Consider the following 18,626-nt stretch of genomic DNA (forward strand, 5'->3'; position numbering starts at 1 on the left):
AGACGGATGGGGGGATCCGTGCACGTCAATCTCCGTCGGAAGGTGCGAGCGCGCCCATGGACAAAGGCGGGGCAGGTGTTGGACTAACGCGTCCGGCCACCTGCCCCGCCCCGAGGTCCTACGGCGTCATGTCAGAGAGTCGACGCGGCCGAGGCGATCTGGGAGGCGAAGGTCGAGACCTCGGTGTAGACACCGGGGTAGTTGGGCCGGGCGCAGCCGTTGCCCCAGCTCACGATGCCGACCTGGATGAAGGCTCCGGCGCTGTCCTTGCGGAACATCGGACCGCCCGAGTCACCCTGGCAGGTGTCCGTGCCGCCCTGGGGGAAGCCGGCGCAGATCTCCTCGCCCGTTATGATCTCGCCGCCGTACGACGAATTGCAGCTGGCGTCGGAGACGAACGGAACGGTGGCCTTGAGCAGGTAGCGCTGCTGGGCGCCGCCCTCGGTGGCCGCACCCCAGCCGGCGACGGTGAAGTTGCCGTTGTTGTACGCCGTGGTGGTGGCGATCTTCAGCGTCGGCAGGTTGATGGGCGCGGCGAGCTTGATCAGCGCCCAGTCCTTGCCCGCGCCGTTGTAGCCGGGGGCCTGGAGCACCTTGGTGGACTTGACCTTGATGGCGCTGGTGCTCTGGAGGTCGACGACACCGGCGGTGGCGGTGATGCTCGTGTTGTTACCGGATCCGCTCACACAGTGCGCGGCGGTCAGCACGACGGTCGGCGAGTACAGCGCGCCACCACAGCCCATGGAGAGCCGGACCATGAAGGGGAATTCGCCCTGAGCGGCGCGGGTGCCACCGACGACGGGCGGTGCGAGCGGCGCCGCGGCCTGGGACTTGGGCGCGACCGGCGCGGGCGCGGCGGAGGCGGACGACGGCTGGAGGCTGATGGCGGCGAGCACGACCGCACCGGCGGCGGCGGTTCTCTTGAGAACACCCAGAATGCTCAACAGTCTGCCTTTCATGGGGGGTTTGAGGGATTCGCGTCCTGGGCGGGCTCCGGTCAACGCGCGTCGCACGGCGCTGGCATGAGCCCGACAAGAAAGCGTGATCCGGATTATGCGGAGGGGATCAGCCACGCCACAAGAACCTGCTTCCAGCCATCCAGCAGGGACATTTGTCAGCCACTGTCCTGTGACCGGACGCACCGTCCGATCACAGGACGCACCGTCCGCCGGTCAGACAGGGCGTCCACCGATCAGACGCGCCGTCCGCTGAACGGACGTGCGCCGCCGGGCACGACCCTCCGGCGCCCAGCGTGCGCCCGTACAGTTGAGGCGAGCGGGCTCGGCCGTCCCGCGCGGGGGACCGGACGCGGGACGCAGGGGGTACGGACGTGACGAACGGCGGCGAGGTCCAGCACGGCTATCCGCACCTCGACACGGCGCGCGCGGCCATCACGGCGCTCTACCGACGGCTCTCGGCCGACGGAATCCGCGCGTACGCCGCCAGCGTGGCCCCCGCCGATGTCGCCTTCTCCGATGTGGACGATCTGTATCTGGGCACCCAGCGCGTGGCGCACGCCCTGGTCCAGCAGCTGCGGCTGCCGGACGCGCGCGTGATCGTGAGCTTCCGCGACATGGAGCACGCGGCGAATGTCGAGCTGACCGCCGGGCCCGAGTACTTCGTCGAGCTGAACAACCGCTTCCGTACCCACCGCAGGGACATCGGCGCCGCCCTCGCCCACGAGATCACCCATGTCCTGCTGCACCGTCTCGGCCTCTCCTTCCCCGGCACCCACGACAACGAGATCCTCACCGACACCGCCACGACCTATCTCGGCGCCGGCTGGCTGCTTCTGGACGCCTACCGTGAGGACCGCGATTCCAGCCAGAAACTCGGCTATCTCACCCCCGAGGAGTTCGGCTATGTGCTGGCCAAGCGCGCGCTCGTCTTCGACGAGGACCCCCGGATCTGGTTCACCAGCCCGCAGGGGTACACGTCGTATACGAAAGGCAGGGCGCAGTCGCTGCGTGACGAGCAGCAGCCGCCGCTGACGACCGCCGGCTGGTCGGGCCGACACCGTTACGCCAAGGACCGCCGTTACGCGATGGACCACCCGGGCTTCGCGCCCGCTCCCGCCACGCCGTACGCGCCGTACGCCTTCGAGCACCTGGCGGACGGTCTGAGGGTCTCGTTCCCGTGTCCCACCTGCCTCCAGCGCATCCGGGTGCCGGTCCGCGGCCGGGTACGGGCGCGGTGCGGACTGTGCGGGAGCGTGCTGGACTGCGACACCTGAGCGGGGCCCGGACGAGTGGGTCCGACGTCCCGTGTCCCCCGTATCCCGGACGACGGCGGAACGCGGGCGAACGTAGGGTCGAAGCATGACGAATGAGCCGACGACGGGCGCGGGCGTCGACGAGCTGTTCGCGGCGGTGGGCGGCGGCGCCGCCGACACGGTGGTACGGCTGCTCCGCGCCGGTGTCTCCGCCGAGTCGACCGACGAGACCGGCGAAACGATCCTCTACCGCGCGGCGGTCAGCGATGTGCCGGGCCTGGTACGGCTGCTGCTCACGGCGGGCGCCGACCCCCGCAGGGCCAGCGGCCGGGACGGCGGCGATCTGCCGCTGTGCGGGGCGGCCTGCGGCGGGCACACCGAGGTCGTCCGCGCGCTGCTCGCCGCAGGCGCGCCGCCCGATGGCCGCGAGGAGTTCGGTTTCACGGCGGTCGCCTGGGCGGTCGTGCAGGGCTTCGCGGACACCGTCGAAGCGCTGCTGGAGTACGGCGCCGACCCCGATCTGCCGGGCCCCGGCGGCGAGCCGCCCCTGCTGCTCGCCGCCCGCCGCGGCTCCGCGCCCGCCGTGCGGGTCCTGCTCCGCTACGGCGCGGGCGCACCCGACGGCGTCCACGCGAGGACGCGCGACACGGCGCTCGCCGAGGCACGGCGCTGGCTGGCCCGCGATGTCGAACAGGAGCTGCGGGCCGGACTGCTGACTGCCTACGGCGACGGTTACGAGACGGTGGTGCGCCGGATCGAGGAGGACGGCTCGGAGACCGTCATCGTCGAACTGCTGCGGGACGGCGAGCCGGTGGCCGGCCGCGAGCAGCAGACCGGGCACGCGGCCGTCGCGACGATACTCGAAGCGGATCTGGGGATTCCGACGCCGTACGAGGAGCTGGCGGCGCGGGCCCTGCGCTGCGGGGACCCCGGCCGGGACGACTGGACGGAGTCGGTGTCCGCGCTGTGGCGGCGCGGTGACGAGGAGACGTTCCAGGCCGCCGCCGCGTGGTGCGTGAGTGACGAGCCGCTGCGACGGGCCTTCGCCGCCGATGTGCTGGCGCGGCTGGGCGCGGCGGACGGGGAGACTCCGTTCGCCGCCCGCGCGGTGCCGCTGCTGCGCGAGCTGTCCCGGCGGGCCGTGGAACCGGAGCTGGTCCGCGCGGTCGTGGTGGCTCTCGGCCAGTACGGGGATCCGGCCGCGCTCCCGGAGATCCTGCGCCACACCGGCCACCCGGACCCCGGGGTACGACGCAAGGCCGCCCTCGCGCTGACCGGGCTCGTAGCGGGCGACGACCGCGACGCGGTATGGGCGCTGACGCTGCTGAGCAGGGACGCGGAGGCGTCGGTCAGGGACCGCGCGGTGGTGGCGCTGGCGGGCCTGGACGCGGACACACGCGAGCTGCGCGAGGCACTGGCGGCCCGGCTGAACGACCCGGAGGCGAATACGGCCGCCGAGGCGGCCAAGGGGCTGGCGGCCCGCCGCGATCCGCGCGCGGTCGACGCGCTGGCCCGGATCCTCGCCGACGAGGACCCGGAGGGATACGCGCGCAGGACAGCGCTGGAGGCCGTGCGGTACGTACCGCGGGGCCCGGAGCGACGGCGCCTGGAACGAACGCTCCCGCGCCGCCGCTAGGGCATGGCTTCCATGCAGGGGCGCTTTTCAGAGGAGCCGGAGCACCCCGGGCGCCTCTTCCTCGATCAATCGCACCAGTTCGTCGAAGACGGTCGGGCCGTCGCCGGCCCGGACGGCGTCCAACTGCCCTTGGACGGCAGCCCTGTTGGTGGGGTGCGCACGCTCCAGCCGCCGCTGGAGCGTACGCACGGTCTCTTCCCGGCCGAGTGCGCGGCGCGAGAGTTCGTGCCGGCGCCATTCGATGACGAAGTCGCCGTCGTCCGGCGTGCCGTATCCGCCGCGCAGACAGTCGGCGAGCGCGTCGAGATTGCTCCCGAAGTATCCGCCGGGCCCGTTCACGGCCGCGCCGATCACCTGCCAGAAGCGTTCGAGGCCGGTGACCTCCGCCCCGTCGATCACGTATGTCACCGTCATGGGACGGAGGTTACCTTCCGGTTCCGGTCGACGACCGGTCAGCAGCTGTAGTTGACGAGGGAGAACGACGCGTAGTGGTCGGCGGTGTAGTAGTCCTCGTTGTTCCGGTTGCCCGTGACGATGCGGCGCGCGCCACGGGTCGACGAGCCGGGCGTCTTGACGGTGTACTCGTGGTAGTAGCCGTTCGACTGGCTCGGCAGGATGCCTTCCCGGTTCTGGAAGACACCGCCGTCCTGCGGGTACGGGTACGGCCCGCCCCGGTCGATGAGGTCGAGGGTGTCATGGGCCTGGACCGGCAGCCTGGAGTAGCAGATGCTGCCGACCGCGGTGGGGGCGGCGGTGGCGGTGGCGGTGACTCCGCCGACGAGGAGGGTCGAGGCCAGAGCGGCGATGCCACCGAGGGTGGCGATCCGTGGGGGAATTCGCATGCCCCATGATGACGCGCGTAGACGCGTACACGTCAATGGCAACTGTGTGGAGTTTCCGGGAAGTTAACCAACCGGCCCGTCTCCGTAGCGCCCCGTACACCCCGAACTCGGCCCCCGGACGCGCCCCCTGGGCCCGGACACGCGGAAGCCCGGCGGCGCGCCGAGCGCGTCACCGGGCTTCCGTTGTTCCTCGTGCGTAGAACTACGTGCGTGGGACTACGTACGTCCGCGTCAGGCGGCGGTGCGGCGTCCGCCCTCGGCGCCGCGGTCCGGACGGCCGCGCCGGCCGCGGCTGCCGCGCGAGGCCCCACCGCTGCCGCGCGAGGCCCCGCCGAGACGGGCGGCGCCGCCCCCGGTGCCCGAGCTCCCGCCCGCGCCCCCGCCGGTGTTCTTCCTGGCCGGGCGTGACGTGCGCGTCTTCGGCTTCGCCTGGACCGGCTGCTGCTGCGGCACCTCGATGGTGACGGCCACCCCGGAGGGCACCCGTGCGCCGGTGAGCGTCGCCAGCTCCTCGTCCGTGGACTTGATCCGCGCGGAGCGGGGAGCGATACCCGCGTCCGACATCAGCCGGGTCATCTCGCGCCGCTGCTCGGGCAGGACCAGCGTCACGACACTGCCGGACTCCCCCGCCCTGGCGGTGCGTCCGCCGCGGTGCAGATAGTCCTTGTGGTCGACCGGCGGGTCCACGTTCACGACCAGGTCGAGATCGTCGACATGGATACCGCGGGCCGCGACATTCGTCGCGACGAGACAGGTGACCAGACCGGTCTTGAACTGCTCCAGCGTCCGGTTGCGCTGCGGCTGCGAACGGCCGCCGTGCAGCCCCGAGGCCCGTACGCCGCTCGCCAGCAGCCGCTTGACCAGCCGGTCCACCGACCGCTTGGTGTCCAGGAAGAGCAGCACCCGGCCGTCGCGCGCCGCGATCCGGGTGGTGACTTCCTTCTTGTCCGTCTCGTCCAGGACGTAGAGCACATGGTGCTCCATCGTCGTCACCGCGCCCTGCGAAGGGTCGACGGAGTGCACGACCGGATCCGTCAGATACTGCCGTACGAGCCGGTCGATGTTCTTGTCCAGCGTCGCCGAGAACAGCATCCGCTGCCCGTCCGGCTCGACCTGCTTGAGCAACGCGGTGACCTGCGGCATGAAGCCCATGTCGGCCATCTGGTCGGCCTCGTCCAGCACGGTGATCGACACCTGGTCGAGCCGGCAGTCGCCGCGCTCGATGAGGTCCTTCAGCCGCCCGGGGGTCGCGACGAGCACCTCGGCGCCGCGCCGCAGCGAACCCGCCTGCTTGCCGATCGAGAGCCCGCCGACGACCGTCGTCAGCTTCAGATTGACGGCGGTGGCGTACGGGGTGAGCGCGTCGGTCACCTGCTGCGCCAGCTCACGCGTGGGGACGAGCACCAGCGCGAGCGGGGCGCGCGGCTCGGCGCGCCGGCCGGCCGTACGGGCCAGCAGCGCCAGCCCGAAGGCGAGCGTCTTGCCGGAGCCGGTACGTCCACGGCCCAGGATGTCGCGGCCCGCGAGGGAGTTGGGGAGCGTCGCCCCCTGGATGGGGAACGGGGTGGTCACACCCTGGGCGGTGAGTGTCTTGAGCAGTCCTGCGGGCATGTCCAGCTCGTCGAACGCCTCGACGGCCGACAGCGCGGGGGTAAGGGTCTCCGGCAGCGTGAACTCCTGCGGGCGCGCGGCGGGGCGGCGGGCCGCCGGCCTCGCCGAGCCCTTCGCGGGCGCCTTCGCGCGGGAGTTCACCGGGCGCTTGCCGGCGGGGCGGGCAGCGCGAGCCGGGCGTTCGGATCGAGTCATTCGGAAAAAGCCTTCCTGGGCCTGAGAACAGCGCGAGCCGGGACCCGCACCTGCACGGTGCGGGCCCCGGCTGCGAGGTACACGTCCGGAAATTAGGCCGGGACGATGTTCTCCGCCTGCGGGCCCTTCTGGCCCTGCGTGACGTCGAACGAGACCTTCTGGCCCTCCTGGAGCTCACGGAAGCCCTGGGTGGCGATGTTCGAGTAGTGGGCGAAGACGTCGGCGCCGCCGCCGTCCTGCTCAATGAAGCCGAAGCCCTTTTCCGAGTTGAACCACTTCACGGTGCCAGTAGCCATGTCATTCTCCTAAAACAGGTGCAGAGCCGGAAATCCGCACTTTACGGATTCCTCGTCGCCGCATTGAGCCCCATCCGGAGAAGCCGGCAAAAACAATAATGCGCCTGAGGAACATTCCCGTCAGGCGCACATAAAGTTCATGGGTACCAAAACTGCAACGCAGTCAGCCTAGCACGCCCGCGCACCGGTGCGACGATCACCCGTGATCCTCACGCGGCGGGTCCTCGCCGGAACCGCGCCGTACCGTGCGCAGCGGCCGGTTCGGCCGCCAGACCTGTACGACCAGGTCTTCTCCATCGAGTCCGGTCCACACCACCTCGCCGAGATCCACTCGGAAGAGGTGAAACGGAAGCGGAGGCTCGACCTCCGCAGCGAACCGTACGAGCGTTTCCTGGTCCATGACCTCGACCGCCCGTCCGGCGACCCTGACGTCGCCGTCCGCCATCTCGGCGCCCTCGCCCGGATTCGCGTGCACGGCGAAGCGCGGGTCACGCTTCAGGTCCAGCGCCTTACGGGAATTCGGCATCATGCCGAGCCACAACTCCCCGAATCGGAAGGTGACTTCGAGCCCTGTCACGCGCGGTGAGCCGTCCTTGCGGAGGGTGGCCAGGACATGGTGGGTGTGCTTCTCGAAACGCCGCTGAACGGTCTCGGCGAAGCGCGGCTCCGCCGAGACGAAATCGGCCCAGGTGAATGTCATGCGTCCAGCCAACACGGGATACCGGACATCTTCTGTCGCCTTTTACGGCTCTTACGGCTGAGGGCCGAGACGGGTGCTCAGGGCCTCGGTGTCGGGGACGAACCAGAGCTGTGTGCCGCGGTTGCTCTCGCGGACGAAGTCCCGCAGCGCGGTACTCCCGGCGGTGTGCCGCGCGATGTCACCGACGACGGCGACGCGCAGCCGGTAGTTGACGAACTTCTGGACGATGTCACCGGCGACGCGGGTGCTCAGCTGGAAGAAGGCGTCCTCGAACCGGCCGGCCGGTATGACGACCCAGGCGGCGCCGAGGGAGAACGCGTCACCGATGAGGTCGAGCGCCTCACGCTCACCGCGCAGCGGCTCACCGTCGGAGGCACAGAAAAGAACGGGTACGCCATGGATGTGCTGGAGGCCCTGGGGGGCCTGAGGGGTCTGAGGGGTCTGATCGACCTGAGGCGTCTCGGTGGGTTCTCTCATCTCCGGCTTCCTGTTCATTCCGGTTGCCCGATCAGGGCGTTGACGATCTTGAGCAGTTCGGCGGTGCTCTCCAGGCCGCCCAGGATGATGACCTTCAGCACGGCCCGTTCCTCGTCGTAGACGGTCTCCACACGCAGGCGCTCCCCGCCGTCCTGGCCGTGCGCGATGGCGGCCATGACCGTATTCGTCAGACGCATGGCCGCCTCGGGGCCGATCACCTCGATCCGCACGATGACCGATGCCTCGGCATGGCGCCCGCCCCGGCCGACGGAGGAACCGGAGGAAGAGGAGGAAGAGGGCGCCGTACGGCCGGTGAACGCCGCCAGATCCTCGCGCGCGATCCGGTACTGCTTGCCGATACGGGTCGCCTTCAGCCGGCCGTCCCGTACGTAACCGCGCACCGTCCGCACATGGAGATCCAGCAGCTCCGCCACCTGGTCCACCGAGTAGTACTGCTGTGGCACCGCTTCCGCTTCCTTCCGGCTTCCGGATACATCCCTATCACTCCTCAAACTACCATCCAATGGGGAAGCTCAGGGAAGGATAGGGAGGGGCGGTTGAGTGTGTGAGTGTGACGGTGCCGATCGGCTCGCGAGTGTGGCCGGTCGGACGGCGAGCATGGCCGGTCGGCCGATGCACCGGTACGGGGCCGGTACCTAGCATCGTTCACGGATCAGACACCGCACCGGCGTCAGCGCCGGCCACCCGCACCCGAGGGGAACCGCCCGATGGAGAACGACACCGTGCACCCAACGCCCACCGATCCCGAGCGCACCGCCGCCGAAAGCGCTCGGTTCGACACGGAGTTCGGGTTCGACGTCATCGGACTCCTCGTGGAAGTGCTGGCCCGCGCGCTCAAGCACGAATCGCGGACTGTCGGCACGGAGGACCTCCTCTCCGCCCTGGTGATGGGTGACTCGGCGGCCGGCGAGGCGATCGCGCCCGGCATGCGGAACGCCGGCTCACTGAGCGGAATGGTCGCCGGCCGGGCGGGGAGCGGATGGGCGAGCGACGACCACGACGACGAGACGTCGGGCGAACCCGCCGATGAGCACGAGGTCGCCGCCGCCTGGCGGATCGCGCGATGGCAGACCGCACTGCGCCACCGTAAGACGGTCGCGAAGGACGGCCTGGAGTGGCCCGAGCCGTCCGGGGCGCTGAGCGCCTGCCTGTTCCTCGCGCTCGGGCTCGCCCGGCTGGAGGCCGCTCCTGAGGTGTACGCGCGGCATGTGGCCCGTGCCTTGCTGGACCTGCCCGACAGCAGGGCACGGGAAGCGTACGCACTGAGGCGGCTGGACCGGGCCGCCGCGTACACCGCGCTGGACGCACTCGACGCCCGCGACACACCGGCCGCGCCCGAGGCCGACCGGCCACGTACCCCCGCCGTCACCGTCCTGGCCAGGACCGGGCTGCTGGGGGACCGGAGCAACTGGCTGGCGCGCAAGATCATGTCGTGGCCGTCCCAGCAACTCGGCGACGGCTCGCCCGTCCTCTTCGCGGTGTCCGTCGAGTCCCAACGCCAGGCCGTACGGTGGGGACGGAGCACGGCGGAGCCGATCGATCTGCTGCTGGCCATCCTGGGTCTGGACCGCGCGCTGTCCCTCGCCGGACGGTCACTGCCGGAGAAGGTCGCCGCCCCCAACGAGGCCGCGAATCTGCTGCGTTCGCACGGAGTACGACCGGACGCGTCGGCCCTGTCGGCCGAGGCGGCCGAAGCGGCCCTCGCCGTCGACCCGGCCCCCGTATCCGATGAGATACGGTTCTCCGCCGCCGCCGAGCGGACCTTGGCCTCGGCGCGGCTCCTCGCGGCCGAGCACCACGCGTCCTCGGCCGGAACGGTGCACCTCCTGGCCGCCCTCCTCGACAACGCGACGGACGGCGAGGAGACACCGGTCCGCCAGTGGCTGCGCGCCCGGAGCGTGGACATCGTCGCGCTGAAGGCGGATCTGGGTCCGCGACTGACCGCGTGAGGGTCCGCCCCCACGAGGCACCGTGCGGGCCGCCGACGCTACCGTGGCGACGCGGAGATCCGCCGGTCAGGGGCTTGGGCGAAGACCCCGACGAGGGGCGAGGGTACGAGGAGCGAGGGCGGGGATGGACGTGAGGCGGCTGCCGCCCGAGCGCACGCGAGGGGCCTGGGCACGCGCGGGGATCGCGACGGCGCACGCCGCGCGGTCGGTACGGCGCGAGGTGACGGAAGGCTGGGCCGCCGCGCGCCGGGCACCGCGCCGTACCGTCGCCACCGGAACACTGGCGGTGGTGTCGGCGGCGGCCCTCGGGCTGATCCCCTTGCTGCTGTTGCCGCCGGAGCGGCCGGTACTGGCCGTGCTGGAGGCGCTGTTCGCGGGGTGCCTGATACCGCTGCGGCGATACCGGCCGGTGGTGGCGGTCCTGGGCACGGGACCGTTGCTGGTGGGCCCCAACGTCTGGGTGCTGGCGCTGGTACCGCTGATCGTGGTGTCCGCCACCCGCCGGATCACGCCGCCCCGCCGGGCCTGGCTCGCGGCCGGGACCGCCTGCGCGGTAACCCTCGTACTGACGACCGCCGGAAGCCTGATCGTGCCCGGTCCCTGGCTGACGGACGCGGTCGGGAACGCCGTCTCGGCCGTTCTCCTCGTACTGCTCCCCGCGCTCGCCGGGACACTGCTGGGGCGGCGCCGTCCCCTGGTCAGTCTGCTGCGGGAACGCAACGCCTATCTGGAGCAGGCCCGTTCACTGACCGCGGCGGCGGCGCGGATGGAGGAACGTACCCGTATCGCCGGTGAGATGCACGATCTCCTCGGCCACCGGCTGAGCCTGATCTCGGTGCACGCCGGGGCGCTGGAAATGGCCGCCGCGCGCCAGGCGCCACCGCTGGCGGGCCAGGCCGAACTGCTGCGTACCACCGCCGGTACGGCGATGGAGGAACTGCGCGACATCCTGGGCCTGTTGCGGCGCGAGGAGGTGGCATCGGAGCCTGAAGCGGGCCGGGGGACGCGCGAGGACATCAGCGCCCTGGTGGCGGAGTCCCGGCGGGCGGGCGTCGGCGTCGAGCTGGTCTGGTCGGTCCCCGACACGGCTGATCCGAACCCGCGCACCCGTCAGTCGCTGCACCGCGTGGTCCGCGAGGGACTGACGAACGTACTCAAGCACGCGTCCGGGGCGCCCACGCGCGTGGAGGTCATGGAGGTCTCGGGCACAGCCGGCGAGATCGAGGTCTCCGTCACCAACGCGGCGCCGGGCTCGGATCGTCACCCACAGCCGGGAAACCGCAGCGGGCTGGTCGGCCTGGAGGAGCGGATCACCCTGCTCGGGGGTTCGTTCATGGCGGGCCCGCTGCGGGACGGCGGGTTCCGGGTGGCCGCCCGGCTGCCGTCGCGTCCGAACGGAATGCCCCCGCTCGCCGTCCCCCCACCGCCCACGAACGAACCCGCCGACGGCCGGACGGCCCGCACGGGCACCCGCCCTCCCCTGTCGACGGAAGTCCTCACCTGGCCAAGGGTGCTGGGCGCGGGCTGCGCAGCCTCACTCGTCATCCTGCCCACCGCGGCGTTCCTGGTCGTTCTCCTGGCAACGGCCGTCCTGAGATGACGGAGAACCGTCCTGAGATGACGGAGAAGTCGTGTCGTCACGGCTCAGCCGCGCCATCGGAGCTCTCAGACCGCTCCGGTGGGGAAGCACGCCATCATCTGGTCGGCGACACGCCGTAGTTCCTCCCGCGGTGCTCCCGAGGCCGCCTGGACGGCCAGCCCTTGGATGACGGTCATCAGGAGCCCTGCCAGCGCGGAGGGGTCGCAATCCGACGGAAGATCGCCGCTGTCACGGAAAGCTCGCAGCCGGTGGCTCAGTAGATCGAGTTTGTTCCCGCTGACCCGGGCCAGGACCTGCTGGGCGGACCGCGAGCCAGGACCCACGAGAGCACCATGGACGGTCAGACAGCCGTGCGGGGTGTGGTCGCCGGCGACCGTGTCGATGGCGGCGTCCAGGAGGGCGCGTACGAGCGCCGAGGCCGTCGGCTGTTCCAGGGCGGCTTCCACGTACGCGCCGGGCCCGGCGAGGTAGCGCTCCAGGACTCGTCTGAACAGAGTTTCCTTGTCGCCGAAGGCTGCGTAGATGCTGGGGGCGCTCATCCCCATGGCCGCCGTGAGGCCGGACACGGAGGTGCCCTCGTAGCCATGGGTCCAGAACATCAGCATGGCTGCGTCCAAGGCGGCATCGGGGTCGTAGCTGCGCGGACGGCCACCCGGCATGGGGATTCATCACCTTTCAAGAGGTTTCCCAACGACGCTAACACGCCGGCGCGAACCCCAACTGACGTACGTCTCCTGGCGATCCGCTCATCCGCGGGATTGACACGGCAGTGGCCCGTCGATAGTTTCCTAGCGATCGATACAAAACTATCGATCCGCTGAGAAGGAGCATGAGTGAGCCTGATACAGCCCTCCGCCAGTGACCCCCGGTACACCAAGAGAAACGCCGTCTTCGTGCCGCCCGCGGCGGGGAAGAACATCTGGGCCGCCGGTGACACCTACACCGTCAAGGTCGGAGCCGAGGAGACCAACGGATCCCTCACCTTCCTGGAGGCGACCGTGCCGCCCGGCGGAGGACCCGATCCGCATGTGCACAACGACCACGACGAAGCCTTCTACCTCATCTCCGGCGAGCTGGAGTTCCTCAACGGGGACGAGTGGGTCAAGGCGGGCGCCGGAGGGTTCTTCTTCGTTCCGCGCGGCACCAGGCACCGCTTCATCAACCGCGGATACCACGCCGCCCGGATGATCTTCTTCTTCACCCCCGGTGGCATAGAGGAACTCATGGTCGGCTCCTCGGCCCCCGCCAGGCCCGGTGTGAGCCCCTCCGTCGAGGAGGTCAGCATGCCGCCTCTCATTCCCGAGCTCATGGAGCGCTACGGCACCGAGCAACTGCCGGATCTCGGTACGTCCTGAGCGGACCGTCCGCACTCCGGAACCCACACGGACCGCACCGGCAACGAAAGGAAGCAGCGACGTGCCGACCGGAATCAATGGTTTCGAACACGCCTACGCCCATGTCAACGGGGTGACACTGCACTATGTGAGCGGCGGCTCGGGAGATCCGCTGGTGCTGCTGCCGGGCTGGCCCCGCACCTGGTGGCAGTACCGGAAGATGATGCCGGCTCTTTCCGAGCACTTCCGGGTCATCGTCTGCGAATACCGCGGCATGGGCGACTCGGAGAAGCCCGAGACGGGTTACGACAAGGCCACCATGGGCCAGGATGTCTACGAACTCGTCCGGCGTCTCGGCTATGACCAGGTCAACATCGCGGGCGAGGACGTCGGTTCCTGGATCGCCTATTTCTTCGCCGCCAGGCATCCGGACGCCACAGCGAAGCTCGCGCTCTGGGACCCGGGAGCCCCCGACCGGCTTCTGGCCAGTGTTCCGGCCCTGCCCGCGGCGGAAGAGGTCAACGCGTGGCACTTCGGGTTCAACCAGCTCGACGGCCTCCCCGAGCGCCTGCTCACCGGCCGGTACCGCATCATGATCGACTGGTACGCCGACAAGATCTCCGGTGATCCTGAGGCGATCGACGAGGAAAGCCGCGCCATCTACGCCAGGGCGTACGACTCCCCCGAAGCGATCCGAGCGGTCGCCGGCTGGTACCGGACACTCCACCAGGACATCCAGGAAGCGGCCGACTACCCGAAACTCACCATGCCTGTGCTGGTACCGGGCGGACGTTTCATGGAGATGTCCCGCGCATCGAACGAACACCGGGCGAGCGATATCAGGTTCGTCGAGTTTCCCGGAGCGGGACACTACCTGGCGGAGGAGCGTCCGGAGCAGTTGAGCCTGGAACTGATCAACTTCTTCGGCAGGCCGACGGCATGACAGAGGTCGCCCGGGCGTCCGGTGACCGGCCCGGAGCAGGCGGTGGCCCGCTCCCGACCTAAGATGAAGCCGTGATCCGAGTCCTCATAGCCGACGACGAGACGCTGATGCGCGCCGGCATCCGGCTGATCCTGGAGAACGCCGAGGACATCGAGGTCGTGGCCGAGGCGGCGGACGGCCGCGAGGCCGTGGCGGCCTGCCGCGAGCGAAGTATCGACGTGGCGCTCCTCGACGTCCAGATGCCCGGCACGGACGGGATCGCCGCCGCCGAGGAGATCGCCCGTATCTCGCCCGCCACGTACGTGGTGATGCTCACGGCCTTCGGCGAGGAGCAGAGCGTGACGCGCTCCCTGCGGGTCGGCGCGAGCGGCTTCCTGCTCAAGGACACCGGCCCCACGGAGCTGATCCGCTCGGTACGGCTCGCCGCGAACGGCGAACCGGTGCTGGCGCCCCGGATCACCCGGCGGTTGATGGAACAGCACGTACGGTCCACCAAGGACACCCAGGCCGCCCTGCGCCGAACGGAGAATCTGACCGCCGCCGAGAGGGAGGTCCTGCGGTTGGTCGGGACGGGCCTGTCCAACGCGGAGATCGCCGATCAGCTCTATCTGAGCGCCGGTACGGTCAAGGCGCACATCAGCCGCATCCTGACGGCCACGGGCTGCGCCAACCGCGTACAGGCGGCGGTCCTGGCCCACGACGCGGACCTGCTCGCCGACCGCTGAGCCGGGCGGGGCCGGGGGGAGGGTCTACGAGGCCCCCGGCGGGAGCGAGAGATGCGCCCAGACCGTCTTCCCGGGCCCGTGCCGCTCACTGACACCCCAGACATCGGCCAACGCCTCCACGAGGACGAGCCCCCGCCCGTCAGTGGCATCGGGCGCGGGCACCCGTGGCCTCGGCCGCTCGTCCGACGCGTCATGCACCTCGATACGGAGCCCGCCGGGACGCGGCACATACCGGGTCTCGATCTCGCGCCCGGGAGAAACGCGGGCGTGCCGGGCGGCGTTGGTCAGTAACTCGGAAAGAATCAGCACGGCGGAATCCTCCAGCGCGGAAAGCCCCCATCCGGCCAGCGCTTTGCGCAACTCCAGTCGGGCGAGCCCGACACAACTCGGATGACGGGTCCAGCGCAGTACGACGGAGCCGTAGTAGGGGGAGTTGGGATGGCTGGTGTCCGGCCGGCCTTCCATCACCATGGTGAGCACCTTTCCGTTCTGGCCATGCGAAATAGACCCCACGGCATCTATTGAATTCCCAACGGAATAGCCACACTTCGGCGGTTTGAATGTCGGGAAGGGGTGGCCATTACGATCCCCTATAGGGCACACTGGAGACGTATCCGGGCTGTCACCAAATCGCTTCTGTGGACGGCGACTTAGGCGAAAGAAGGTTCGATCGAAGTGGAGTTCAGCAACGAATCAGGCAAGCTCACACCGCGGTTGAGGCTGGGAAGGCGGGTCCGTCGCCTGCGAGAACGGAGAGGCCTGTCGATCCGTCAGCTCTCCGAACAGGTGGGTGGTTACTCGCACAGCTATCTCGGCCGGGTCGAGTTGGGGGATCAGCTACCATCCGAGGCGTTGGTGAACTCGCTGGACGCGTTCTTTGACGCCGATGGGGTGTTGGCCGATCTGTTGGAATTGGCCCACGACAGCTCAATTCCCGACTACGGGAGGGTGGTTGTGAGCAAGGAGGTCGAGGCCGAACGGATCCAGGTTTTCACGAGCAGCCTCATTCCAGGGCTTCTCCAGACCGAAGAGTACGCGCGCGAGTTGTTCCGCACGTCTCTTCCAGGCTCCTCCGAAGAAAGGGTGAACGACCTCGTAGCCGTTCGTATCGGCCGGAAGGGCATCTTCGACCGCGCTGATCCGCTCCTCTATTGGGCGATCATCGATGAAGCGGCCCTGAAGCGCCCAATGAAAGACGCGAAGCTGATGTCGAGGCAGCTCAATCACCTGCTGAAGGCCGCCGAACGCTTCCACTCCACGATTCAAGTGCTCCCGTTCAGCGAGGGGGCGCACCCCATGCTTGGCGGTTGCCTGACCCTGCTCACGCTGCGCGACGGCGGGATGATGGCTTTCGTCGAGAGCTTCAAGACCGGTGAAACAGTAGAGTTGCCGAAGAGAGTAATCGAGCTGACACAGTGCTTCGATGTCGCCCGATCTCTGGCTCTTCCAGAGGACAAGTCCCTCAACCTGATCCGCAGATACCTGAGAGAGTATGAAGATGAAGACGATTCCTGACGCGTCCGCGCTGTCCGCATGGCGCAAGTCGAGCTACAGCAACAACGGTGACGGCGCGTGCGTTGAGGTCTCCGACGGCCACCCCGCCACCGTCCCCGTACGCGACAGCAAGAACCCCCACGGCCCCGCCATCCTCATCCCCACCCACCACTGGTCCACCTTCATCACCGCCGTCAAGCAGGACGAGTTCCCCGCCTGACCAGCGTCACCCGGGGCCGTATCGTCACTCCGGTTCGGAGCGGTGGGTCGGGGCGCGGCGGGACTCTCCGGACCACTGGAGGAGGAAGCCCAGCGCGTCGTGGGACTTCGCGTCGTGCGCGGTGTAGGCGGCCAGAAGTTGATCGGCCTGGGTGTCGACGGAGAGCTGCTGGACGTCCAAGGTCAGGTCGCCGACCGTCGGGTGGTGGAGGAGCTTGGTCAGTTGCCGGGCTCCGGCGACGTGGTAGTCGGCCCACCAGGTACGGAAGTCCGTGGATTTCTCGTTCAGTTCGGCGATCAGGGCGTTGAGGTCCGGGTCGTCGGGGTGCCGGCCGGACTCGTTGCGCAGGACCGCGACGCACTCGCGGGCGACCTTCGGCCATTCGACGTACAGCGACCGGAACGCGTCGTCGAGGAAGGTCAGGCGGATGATGTTGCGCCGGGCCGGGGGCAGCGCGTCGAAGTCGACGAGCAGGGCGACCGCTCCGCGGTTCCAGGCCAGGATGTCCATGCGCCGGTGGATGATCATCGCCGGGACGTCGTGCATGTCGTCCAGGAGCTGCTGGAGGCGCGGTGCCACGTCCGGGAGTCCCGGCGCGCGGGCGGGCTTGGGCGGGGAGATGTCGGCGAGGCCGAAGAGATAGGCGCGCTCGTCCGGCGTCATCTGGAGGGCGTCCGCCAGAGCGTCCAGGACGGCGCGGGAGACCTTGCGGGTACGCCCCTGTTCGAGCCGGACGACATAGTCGAAGCTCACATGGGCGAGTTGCGCCAGCTCCTCCCGGCGCAGGCCCGGCACCCGGCGCAGCCCGCCGTAGTCGGGCAGCCCGGCCCGGCGGGGATCGAGGCCGGCGCGGCGGGTACGCAGGAATTCGCCCAGTTCGTTCGCGTCTCCGGGTTCACCGCGCTGGTTCATACCGCCAGTTTCCTCCGGGACGCGGCGGGGTGCCTGGTACCGGACTCCACAGGGACACTCCACCGGGGCGTCATCCGCGTGGACGGCATCGGCCGGCCGGTCGCCTTCGACGTCCCCGCGCCGGACGACGCGCGGCTGACGCGGGCGATCGACGACGCGTACGGCCACAAGTACGGGGCTCTCGGCGCGATGAGCGACCGGATGCGGGAGGCCACCGTCCGTATCGCGCCGCTGGAGAGCGGGCCGGGTCACGGGACAGGCGTGTCCGGGGAGTCCAACCACACCCGCTCCTCATAGGCGTCCACGGTCAGCCCGAAGCGGTCGAACCCGGGGCGGTCCCGCTCCTCCCACCACCGGAACGCGGTCTCGACCTCGTCCCAGAGCTTCCTGGGGCCGGACTGGTAGACCTCGTACTCGTACCGCCCCTTCTCGTGGTCGGCCGTGGCCCAGCTCGTACCGGCCGTGTCCCGTAGCCACAGGGTGTACGAGCCGTCACCGTACGGCTCCATCCACGGGTACGCGCCGGGCACCCGCGTGCCGATCGCGAACATGACAGGCCACTCGCCCACCTCCTCCGGGGAGAGCGCTGTCATACTTCTGCTGCCGTCCGCCGGCCAGTCGCGGCCCTTGAGGTACGCGCGGACGTGCCTACGGTCGGTTCGCTGGGCCCGCAGGCGCATGAACGCCGACGAGCCGACGAACGGTCCTGACGCGGTCCCGTCGTCGGCCACCCTGAGACGGGCAATCGCTTCCCCTCCGTACGTCGGACCCCAGGGCGTGACGATGATGCCGCCCGGCTCGGTCTGGGCGGTCCATGCGCGCGGGACGCTGCCGACGGAGCAGGTGGCGATGACGCGGTCGTAGGGCGCGGCGTCGGGGAAGCCCCGGGCGCCGTCGCCGATGACTGTCGTCGGGTGGTTACCCGGCCGCCTCAAGGCGCTCGCGCGCGTCGCGCGCGCTCGCTTCGTCGACCTCGACGGTCACCACGTTCTCATCGCCCAGCCGATGGGACAGCAGCGCCGCGTTCCAGCCGGTGCCGGTGCCGATTTCGAGCACGCGGTGACCGGGGGCAACGTCCAGCTCGCGCAGCATGGAGCACACCATGGTGGGCATGGAACTGGAGCTGGAGGGGATCTTGCCCCTGCCGGGGCCGGTGTACGTACCGTCGTCCCACTGCGTAGTGATGGGCGCGTCCCGGTAGACGGCGGTCCACCACGTGCCGGGGTCCTCGGCGCGGATGACGCGGTCGCTCTGCCTGTTCATTCCCGCGCGGCCGGGCCAGATCATGTCCGGTACGAACAGGTGGCACGGTACCCCCTCGAAGGCGGGCAGCCAGTCGCGGCTCAGCGCCCCGTTCTCCGTCAGCGCGGAGGCGAGCCCCTGGGGGCCCGCCTCCTCCTTCTCGTCGGCGCTCACTCAGCTGCCGTCCGCCGGACGCTGACCGTCATTGGTGTTTCCG

23 protein-coding genes are annotated in these 18,626 nt (G+C 69.8%); 10 read left to right on the plus strand and 13 right to left on the minus strand.

Annotated elements, in window-relative coordinates; all coding sequences use genetic code 11:
- Positions 1–131 precede the first annotated feature (131 nt).
- Positions 132–959 (minus strand): serine protease, encoded by an 828-nt coding sequence (locus AB0M67_RS03650; protein WP_365742204.1) that lies wholly within the window; start codon positions 957–959, stop codon positions 132–134.
- A gap of 371 nt (positions 960–1,330) precedes the next feature.
- Here AB0M67_RS03650 and AB0M67_RS03655 point away from each other — a divergent pair, with 371 nt between their 5' ends.
- Both AB0M67_RS03655 and AB0M67_RS03660 read left to right on the plus strand, forming a co-directional pair.
- The gene (locus tag AB0M67_RS03655) at positions 1,331–2,233 is read left to right on the plus strand and encodes a hypothetical protein (protein WP_365742206.1); all 903 of its coding nucleotides are present in this window, start codon (positions 1,331–1,333) and stop codon (positions 2,231–2,233) included.
- A gap of 85 nt (positions 2,234–2,318) precedes the next feature.
- Positions 2,319–3,848 carry an ankyrin repeat domain-containing protein gene (locus tag AB0M67_RS03660; RefSeq protein ID WP_365742208.1) on the plus strand — a complete coding sequence of 510 codons (1,530 nt, stop codon included), beginning with the start codon at positions 2,319–2,321 and terminating at the stop codon, positions 3,846–3,848.
- A gap of 27 nt (positions 3,849–3,875) precedes the next feature.
- Here AB0M67_RS03660 and AB0M67_RS03665 read toward each other — a convergent pair whose 3' ends face one another.
- From AB0M67_RS03665 to AB0M67_RS03695, 7 genes are all read right to left on the minus strand, one after another.
- On the minus strand, positions 3,876–4,262 hold the full coding sequence (locus tag AB0M67_RS03665) for a barstar family protein (protein ID WP_365742210.1): 387 nt from the start codon (positions 4,260–4,262) through the stop codon (positions 3,876–3,878).
- A 38-nt stretch (positions 4,263–4,300) separates the two neighbouring features.
- The gene (locus AB0M67_RS03670) at positions 4,301–4,690 is read right to left on the minus strand and encodes a ribonuclease domain-containing protein (protein ID WP_365742212.1); all 390 of its coding nucleotides are present in this window, start codon (positions 4,688–4,690) and stop codon (positions 4,301–4,303) included.
- 231 nt (positions 4,691–4,921) lie between these two features.
- The gene (locus AB0M67_RS03675; protein WP_365742214.1) at positions 4,922–6,496 is read right to left on the minus strand and encodes a DEAD/DEAH box helicase; all 1,575 of its coding nucleotides are present in this window, start codon (positions 6,494–6,496) and stop codon (positions 4,922–4,924) included.
- Between the two features lie 92 nt (positions 6,497–6,588).
- Positions 6,589–6,792: a cold-shock protein gene (locus AB0M67_RS03680; protein WP_015607926.1), complete on the minus strand. Its 204-nt coding sequence runs from the start codon at positions 6,790–6,792 to the stop codon at positions 6,589–6,591.
- 196 nt (positions 6,793–6,988) lie between these two features.
- Entirely contained in the window at positions 6,989–7,492 is a 504-nt protein-coding gene (locus AB0M67_RS03685; RefSeq protein WP_365742215.1) for a pyridoxamine 5'-phosphate oxidase family protein, read from the minus strand.
- Between the two features lie 51 nt (positions 7,493–7,543).
- Entirely contained in the window at positions 7,544–7,969 is a 426-nt protein-coding gene (locus AB0M67_RS03690) for a DUF4180 domain-containing protein (protein ID WP_365742216.1), read from the minus strand.
- A 14-nt stretch (positions 7,970–7,983) separates the two neighbouring features.
- Positions 7,984–8,433, minus strand: a complete 450-nt coding sequence (locus tag AB0M67_RS03695) for a helix-turn-helix domain-containing protein (RefSeq protein WP_365742218.1) — start codon at positions 8,431–8,433, stop codon at positions 7,984–7,986.
- A gap of 264 nt (positions 8,434–8,697) precedes the next feature.
- Here AB0M67_RS03695 and AB0M67_RS03700 point away from each other — a divergent pair, with 264 nt between their 5' ends.
- Together AB0M67_RS03700 and AB0M67_RS03705 are read left to right on the plus strand one after the other, a co-directional pair.
- Positions 8,698–9,939, plus strand: a complete 1,242-nt coding sequence (locus AB0M67_RS03700) for a Clp protease N-terminal domain-containing protein (protein ID WP_365742220.1) — start codon at positions 8,698–8,700, stop codon at positions 9,937–9,939.
- Between the two features lie 124 nt (positions 9,940–10,063).
- The gene (locus AB0M67_RS03705; RefSeq protein WP_365742222.1) at positions 10,064–11,539 is read left to right on the plus strand and encodes a histidine kinase; all 1,476 of its coding nucleotides are present in this window, start codon (positions 10,064–10,066) and stop codon (positions 11,537–11,539) included.
- 65 nt (positions 11,540–11,604) lie between these two features.
- On the opposite strand, the gene AB0M67_RS03710 is transcribed toward AB0M67_RS03705, so the two are convergent.
- Positions 11,605–12,198 carry a TetR/AcrR family transcriptional regulator gene (locus tag AB0M67_RS03710; protein ID WP_365742223.1) on the minus strand — a complete coding sequence of 198 codons (594 nt, stop codon included), beginning with the start codon at positions 12,196–12,198 and terminating at the stop codon, positions 11,605–11,607.
- Between the two features lie 174 nt (positions 12,199–12,372).
- Between AB0M67_RS03710 and AB0M67_RS03715 the strand changes: the two genes are divergently transcribed.
- The 3 genes from AB0M67_RS03715 to AB0M67_RS03725 all read left to right on the plus strand — a co-directional run bounded on the left by AB0M67_RS03715 (position 12,373) and on the right by AB0M67_RS03725 (position 14,541).
- Complete coding sequence (locus AB0M67_RS03715; RefSeq protein ID WP_365742225.1) at positions 12,373–12,894, plus strand: cupin domain-containing protein; 522 nt, start codon at positions 12,373–12,375, stop codon at positions 12,892–12,894.
- Between the two features lie 61 nt (positions 12,895–12,955).
- The gene (locus tag AB0M67_RS03720; protein WP_365742227.1) at positions 12,956–13,816 is read left to right on the plus strand and encodes an alpha/beta hydrolase; all 861 of its coding nucleotides are present in this window, start codon (positions 12,956–12,958) and stop codon (positions 13,814–13,816) included.
- A gap of 71 nt (positions 13,817–13,887) precedes the next feature.
- Entirely contained in the window at positions 13,888–14,541 is a 654-nt protein-coding gene (locus AB0M67_RS03725; RefSeq protein WP_365742229.1) for a response regulator transcription factor, read from the plus strand.
- A 24-nt stretch (positions 14,542–14,565) separates the two neighbouring features.
- On the opposite strand, the gene AB0M67_RS03730 is transcribed toward AB0M67_RS03725, so the two are convergent.
- Positions 14,566–15,054 carry an ATP-binding protein gene (locus tag AB0M67_RS03730; protein ID WP_365742231.1) on the minus strand — a complete coding sequence of 163 codons (489 nt, stop codon included), beginning with the start codon at positions 15,052–15,054 and terminating at the stop codon, positions 14,566–14,568.
- 162 nt (positions 15,055–15,216) lie between these two features.
- Between AB0M67_RS03730 and AB0M67_RS03735 the strand changes: the two genes are divergently transcribed.
- Both AB0M67_RS03735 and AB0M67_RS03740 read left to right on the plus strand, forming a co-directional pair.
- The gene (locus AB0M67_RS03735) at positions 15,217–16,056 is read left to right on the plus strand and encodes a DUF5753 domain-containing protein (RefSeq protein ID WP_365742234.1); all 840 of its coding nucleotides are present in this window, start codon (positions 15,217–15,219) and stop codon (positions 16,054–16,056) included.
- Entirely contained in the window at positions 16,034–16,255 is a 222-nt protein-coding gene (locus tag AB0M67_RS03740; RefSeq protein WP_365742236.1) for a DUF397 domain-containing protein, read from the plus strand. Before AB0M67_RS03735 ends, AB0M67_RS03740 begins: the two co-directional genes overlap by 23 nt.
- A 24-nt stretch (positions 16,256–16,279) precedes the next feature.
- On the opposite strand, the gene AB0M67_RS03745 is transcribed toward AB0M67_RS03740, so the two are convergent.
- Positions 16,280–17,167, minus strand: coding sequence for a helix-turn-helix transcriptional regulator (locus AB0M67_RS03745; RefSeq protein ID WP_365742238.1), 888 nt, complete (start codon positions 17,165–17,167; stop codon positions 16,280–16,282).
- Between the two features lie 78 nt (positions 17,168–17,245).
- Between AB0M67_RS03745 and AB0M67_RS03750 the strand changes: the two genes are divergently transcribed.
- Entirely contained in the window at positions 17,246–17,464 is a 219-nt protein-coding gene (locus AB0M67_RS03750; protein WP_365742240.1) for a hypothetical protein, read from the plus strand.
- Here the strand turns inward: AB0M67_RS03750 and AB0M67_RS03755 are convergent.
- The gene (locus tag AB0M67_RS03755) at positions 17,416–18,102 is read right to left on the minus strand and encodes a hypothetical protein (RefSeq protein WP_365742242.1); all 687 of its coding nucleotides are present in this window, start codon (positions 18,100–18,102) and stop codon (positions 17,416–17,418) included. The two genes, AB0M67_RS03750 and AB0M67_RS03755, sit on opposite strands and share 49 nt — an antisense overlap.
- A complete protein-coding gene (locus tag AB0M67_RS03760; protein ID WP_365742244.1) occupies positions 18,086–18,583 on the minus strand; it encodes a hypothetical protein in 498 nt (165 codons plus the stop codon). Before AB0M67_RS03760 ends, AB0M67_RS03755 begins: the two co-directional genes overlap by 17 nt.
- Between the last annotated feature and the right edge of the window lie 43 nt (positions 18,584–18,626).

The organism is Streptomyces sp. NPDC051662 (assembly GCF_040681655.1).
GTDB lineage: Bacteria > Actinomycetota > Actinomycetes > Streptomycetales > Streptomycetaceae > Streptomyces.

Excerpts from the sequence above, each read along its gene's own strand:
- AB0M67_RS03710 (WP_365742223.1), bottom strand. The coding sequence starts at position 12,198 with ATGCCGGGTGGCCGTCCGCGCAGCTACGACCCCGATGCCGCCTTGGAC.
- AB0M67_RS03650 (WP_365742204.1), bottom strand. The coding sequence starts at position 959 with ATGAAAGGCAGACTGTTGAGCATTCTGGGTGTTCTCAAGAGAACCGCC.
- AB0M67_RS03700 (WP_365742220.1), top strand. The coding sequence starts at position 8,698 with ATGGAGAACGACACCGTGCACCCAACGCCCACCGATCCCGAGCGCACC.
- AB0M67_RS03675 (WP_365742214.1), bottom strand. The coding sequence starts at position 6,496 with ATGACTCGATCCGAACGCCCGGCTCGCGCTGCCCGCCCCGCCGGCAAG.
- AB0M67_RS03745 (WP_365742238.1), bottom strand. The coding sequence starts at position 17,167 with ATGAACCAGCGCGGTGAACCCGGAGACGCGAACGAACTGGGCGAATTC.
- AB0M67_RS03665 (WP_365742210.1), bottom strand. The coding sequence starts at position 4,262 with ATGACGGTGACATACGTGATCGACGGGGCGGAGGTCACCGGCCTCGAA.
- AB0M67_RS03670 (WP_365742212.1), bottom strand. The coding sequence starts at position 4,690 with ATGCGAATTCCCCCACGGATCGCCACCCTCGGTGGCATCGCCGCTCTG.
- AB0M67_RS03740 (WP_365742236.1), top strand. The coding sequence starts at position 16,034 with ATGAAGATGAAGACGATTCCTGACGCGTCCGCGCTGTCCGCATGGCGC.
- AB0M67_RS03705 (WP_365742222.1), top strand. The coding sequence starts at position 10,064 with ATGGACGTGAGGCGGCTGCCGCCCGAGCGCACGCGAGGGGCCTGGGCA.
- AB0M67_RS03660 (WP_365742208.1), top strand. The coding sequence starts at position 2,319 with ATGACGAATGAGCCGACGACGGGCGCGGGCGTCGACGAGCTGTTCGCG.
- AB0M67_RS03680 (WP_015607926.1), bottom strand. The coding sequence starts at position 6,792 with ATGGCTACTGGCACCGTGAAGTGGTTCAACTCGGAAAAGGGCTTCGGC.
- AB0M67_RS03685 (WP_365742215.1), bottom strand. The coding sequence starts at position 7,492 with ATGACATTCACCTGGGCCGATTTCGTCTCGGCGGAGCCGCGCTTCGCC.
- AB0M67_RS03690 (WP_365742216.1), bottom strand. The coding sequence starts at position 7,969 with ATGAGAGAACCCACCGAGACGCCTCAGGTCGATCAGACCCCTCAGACC.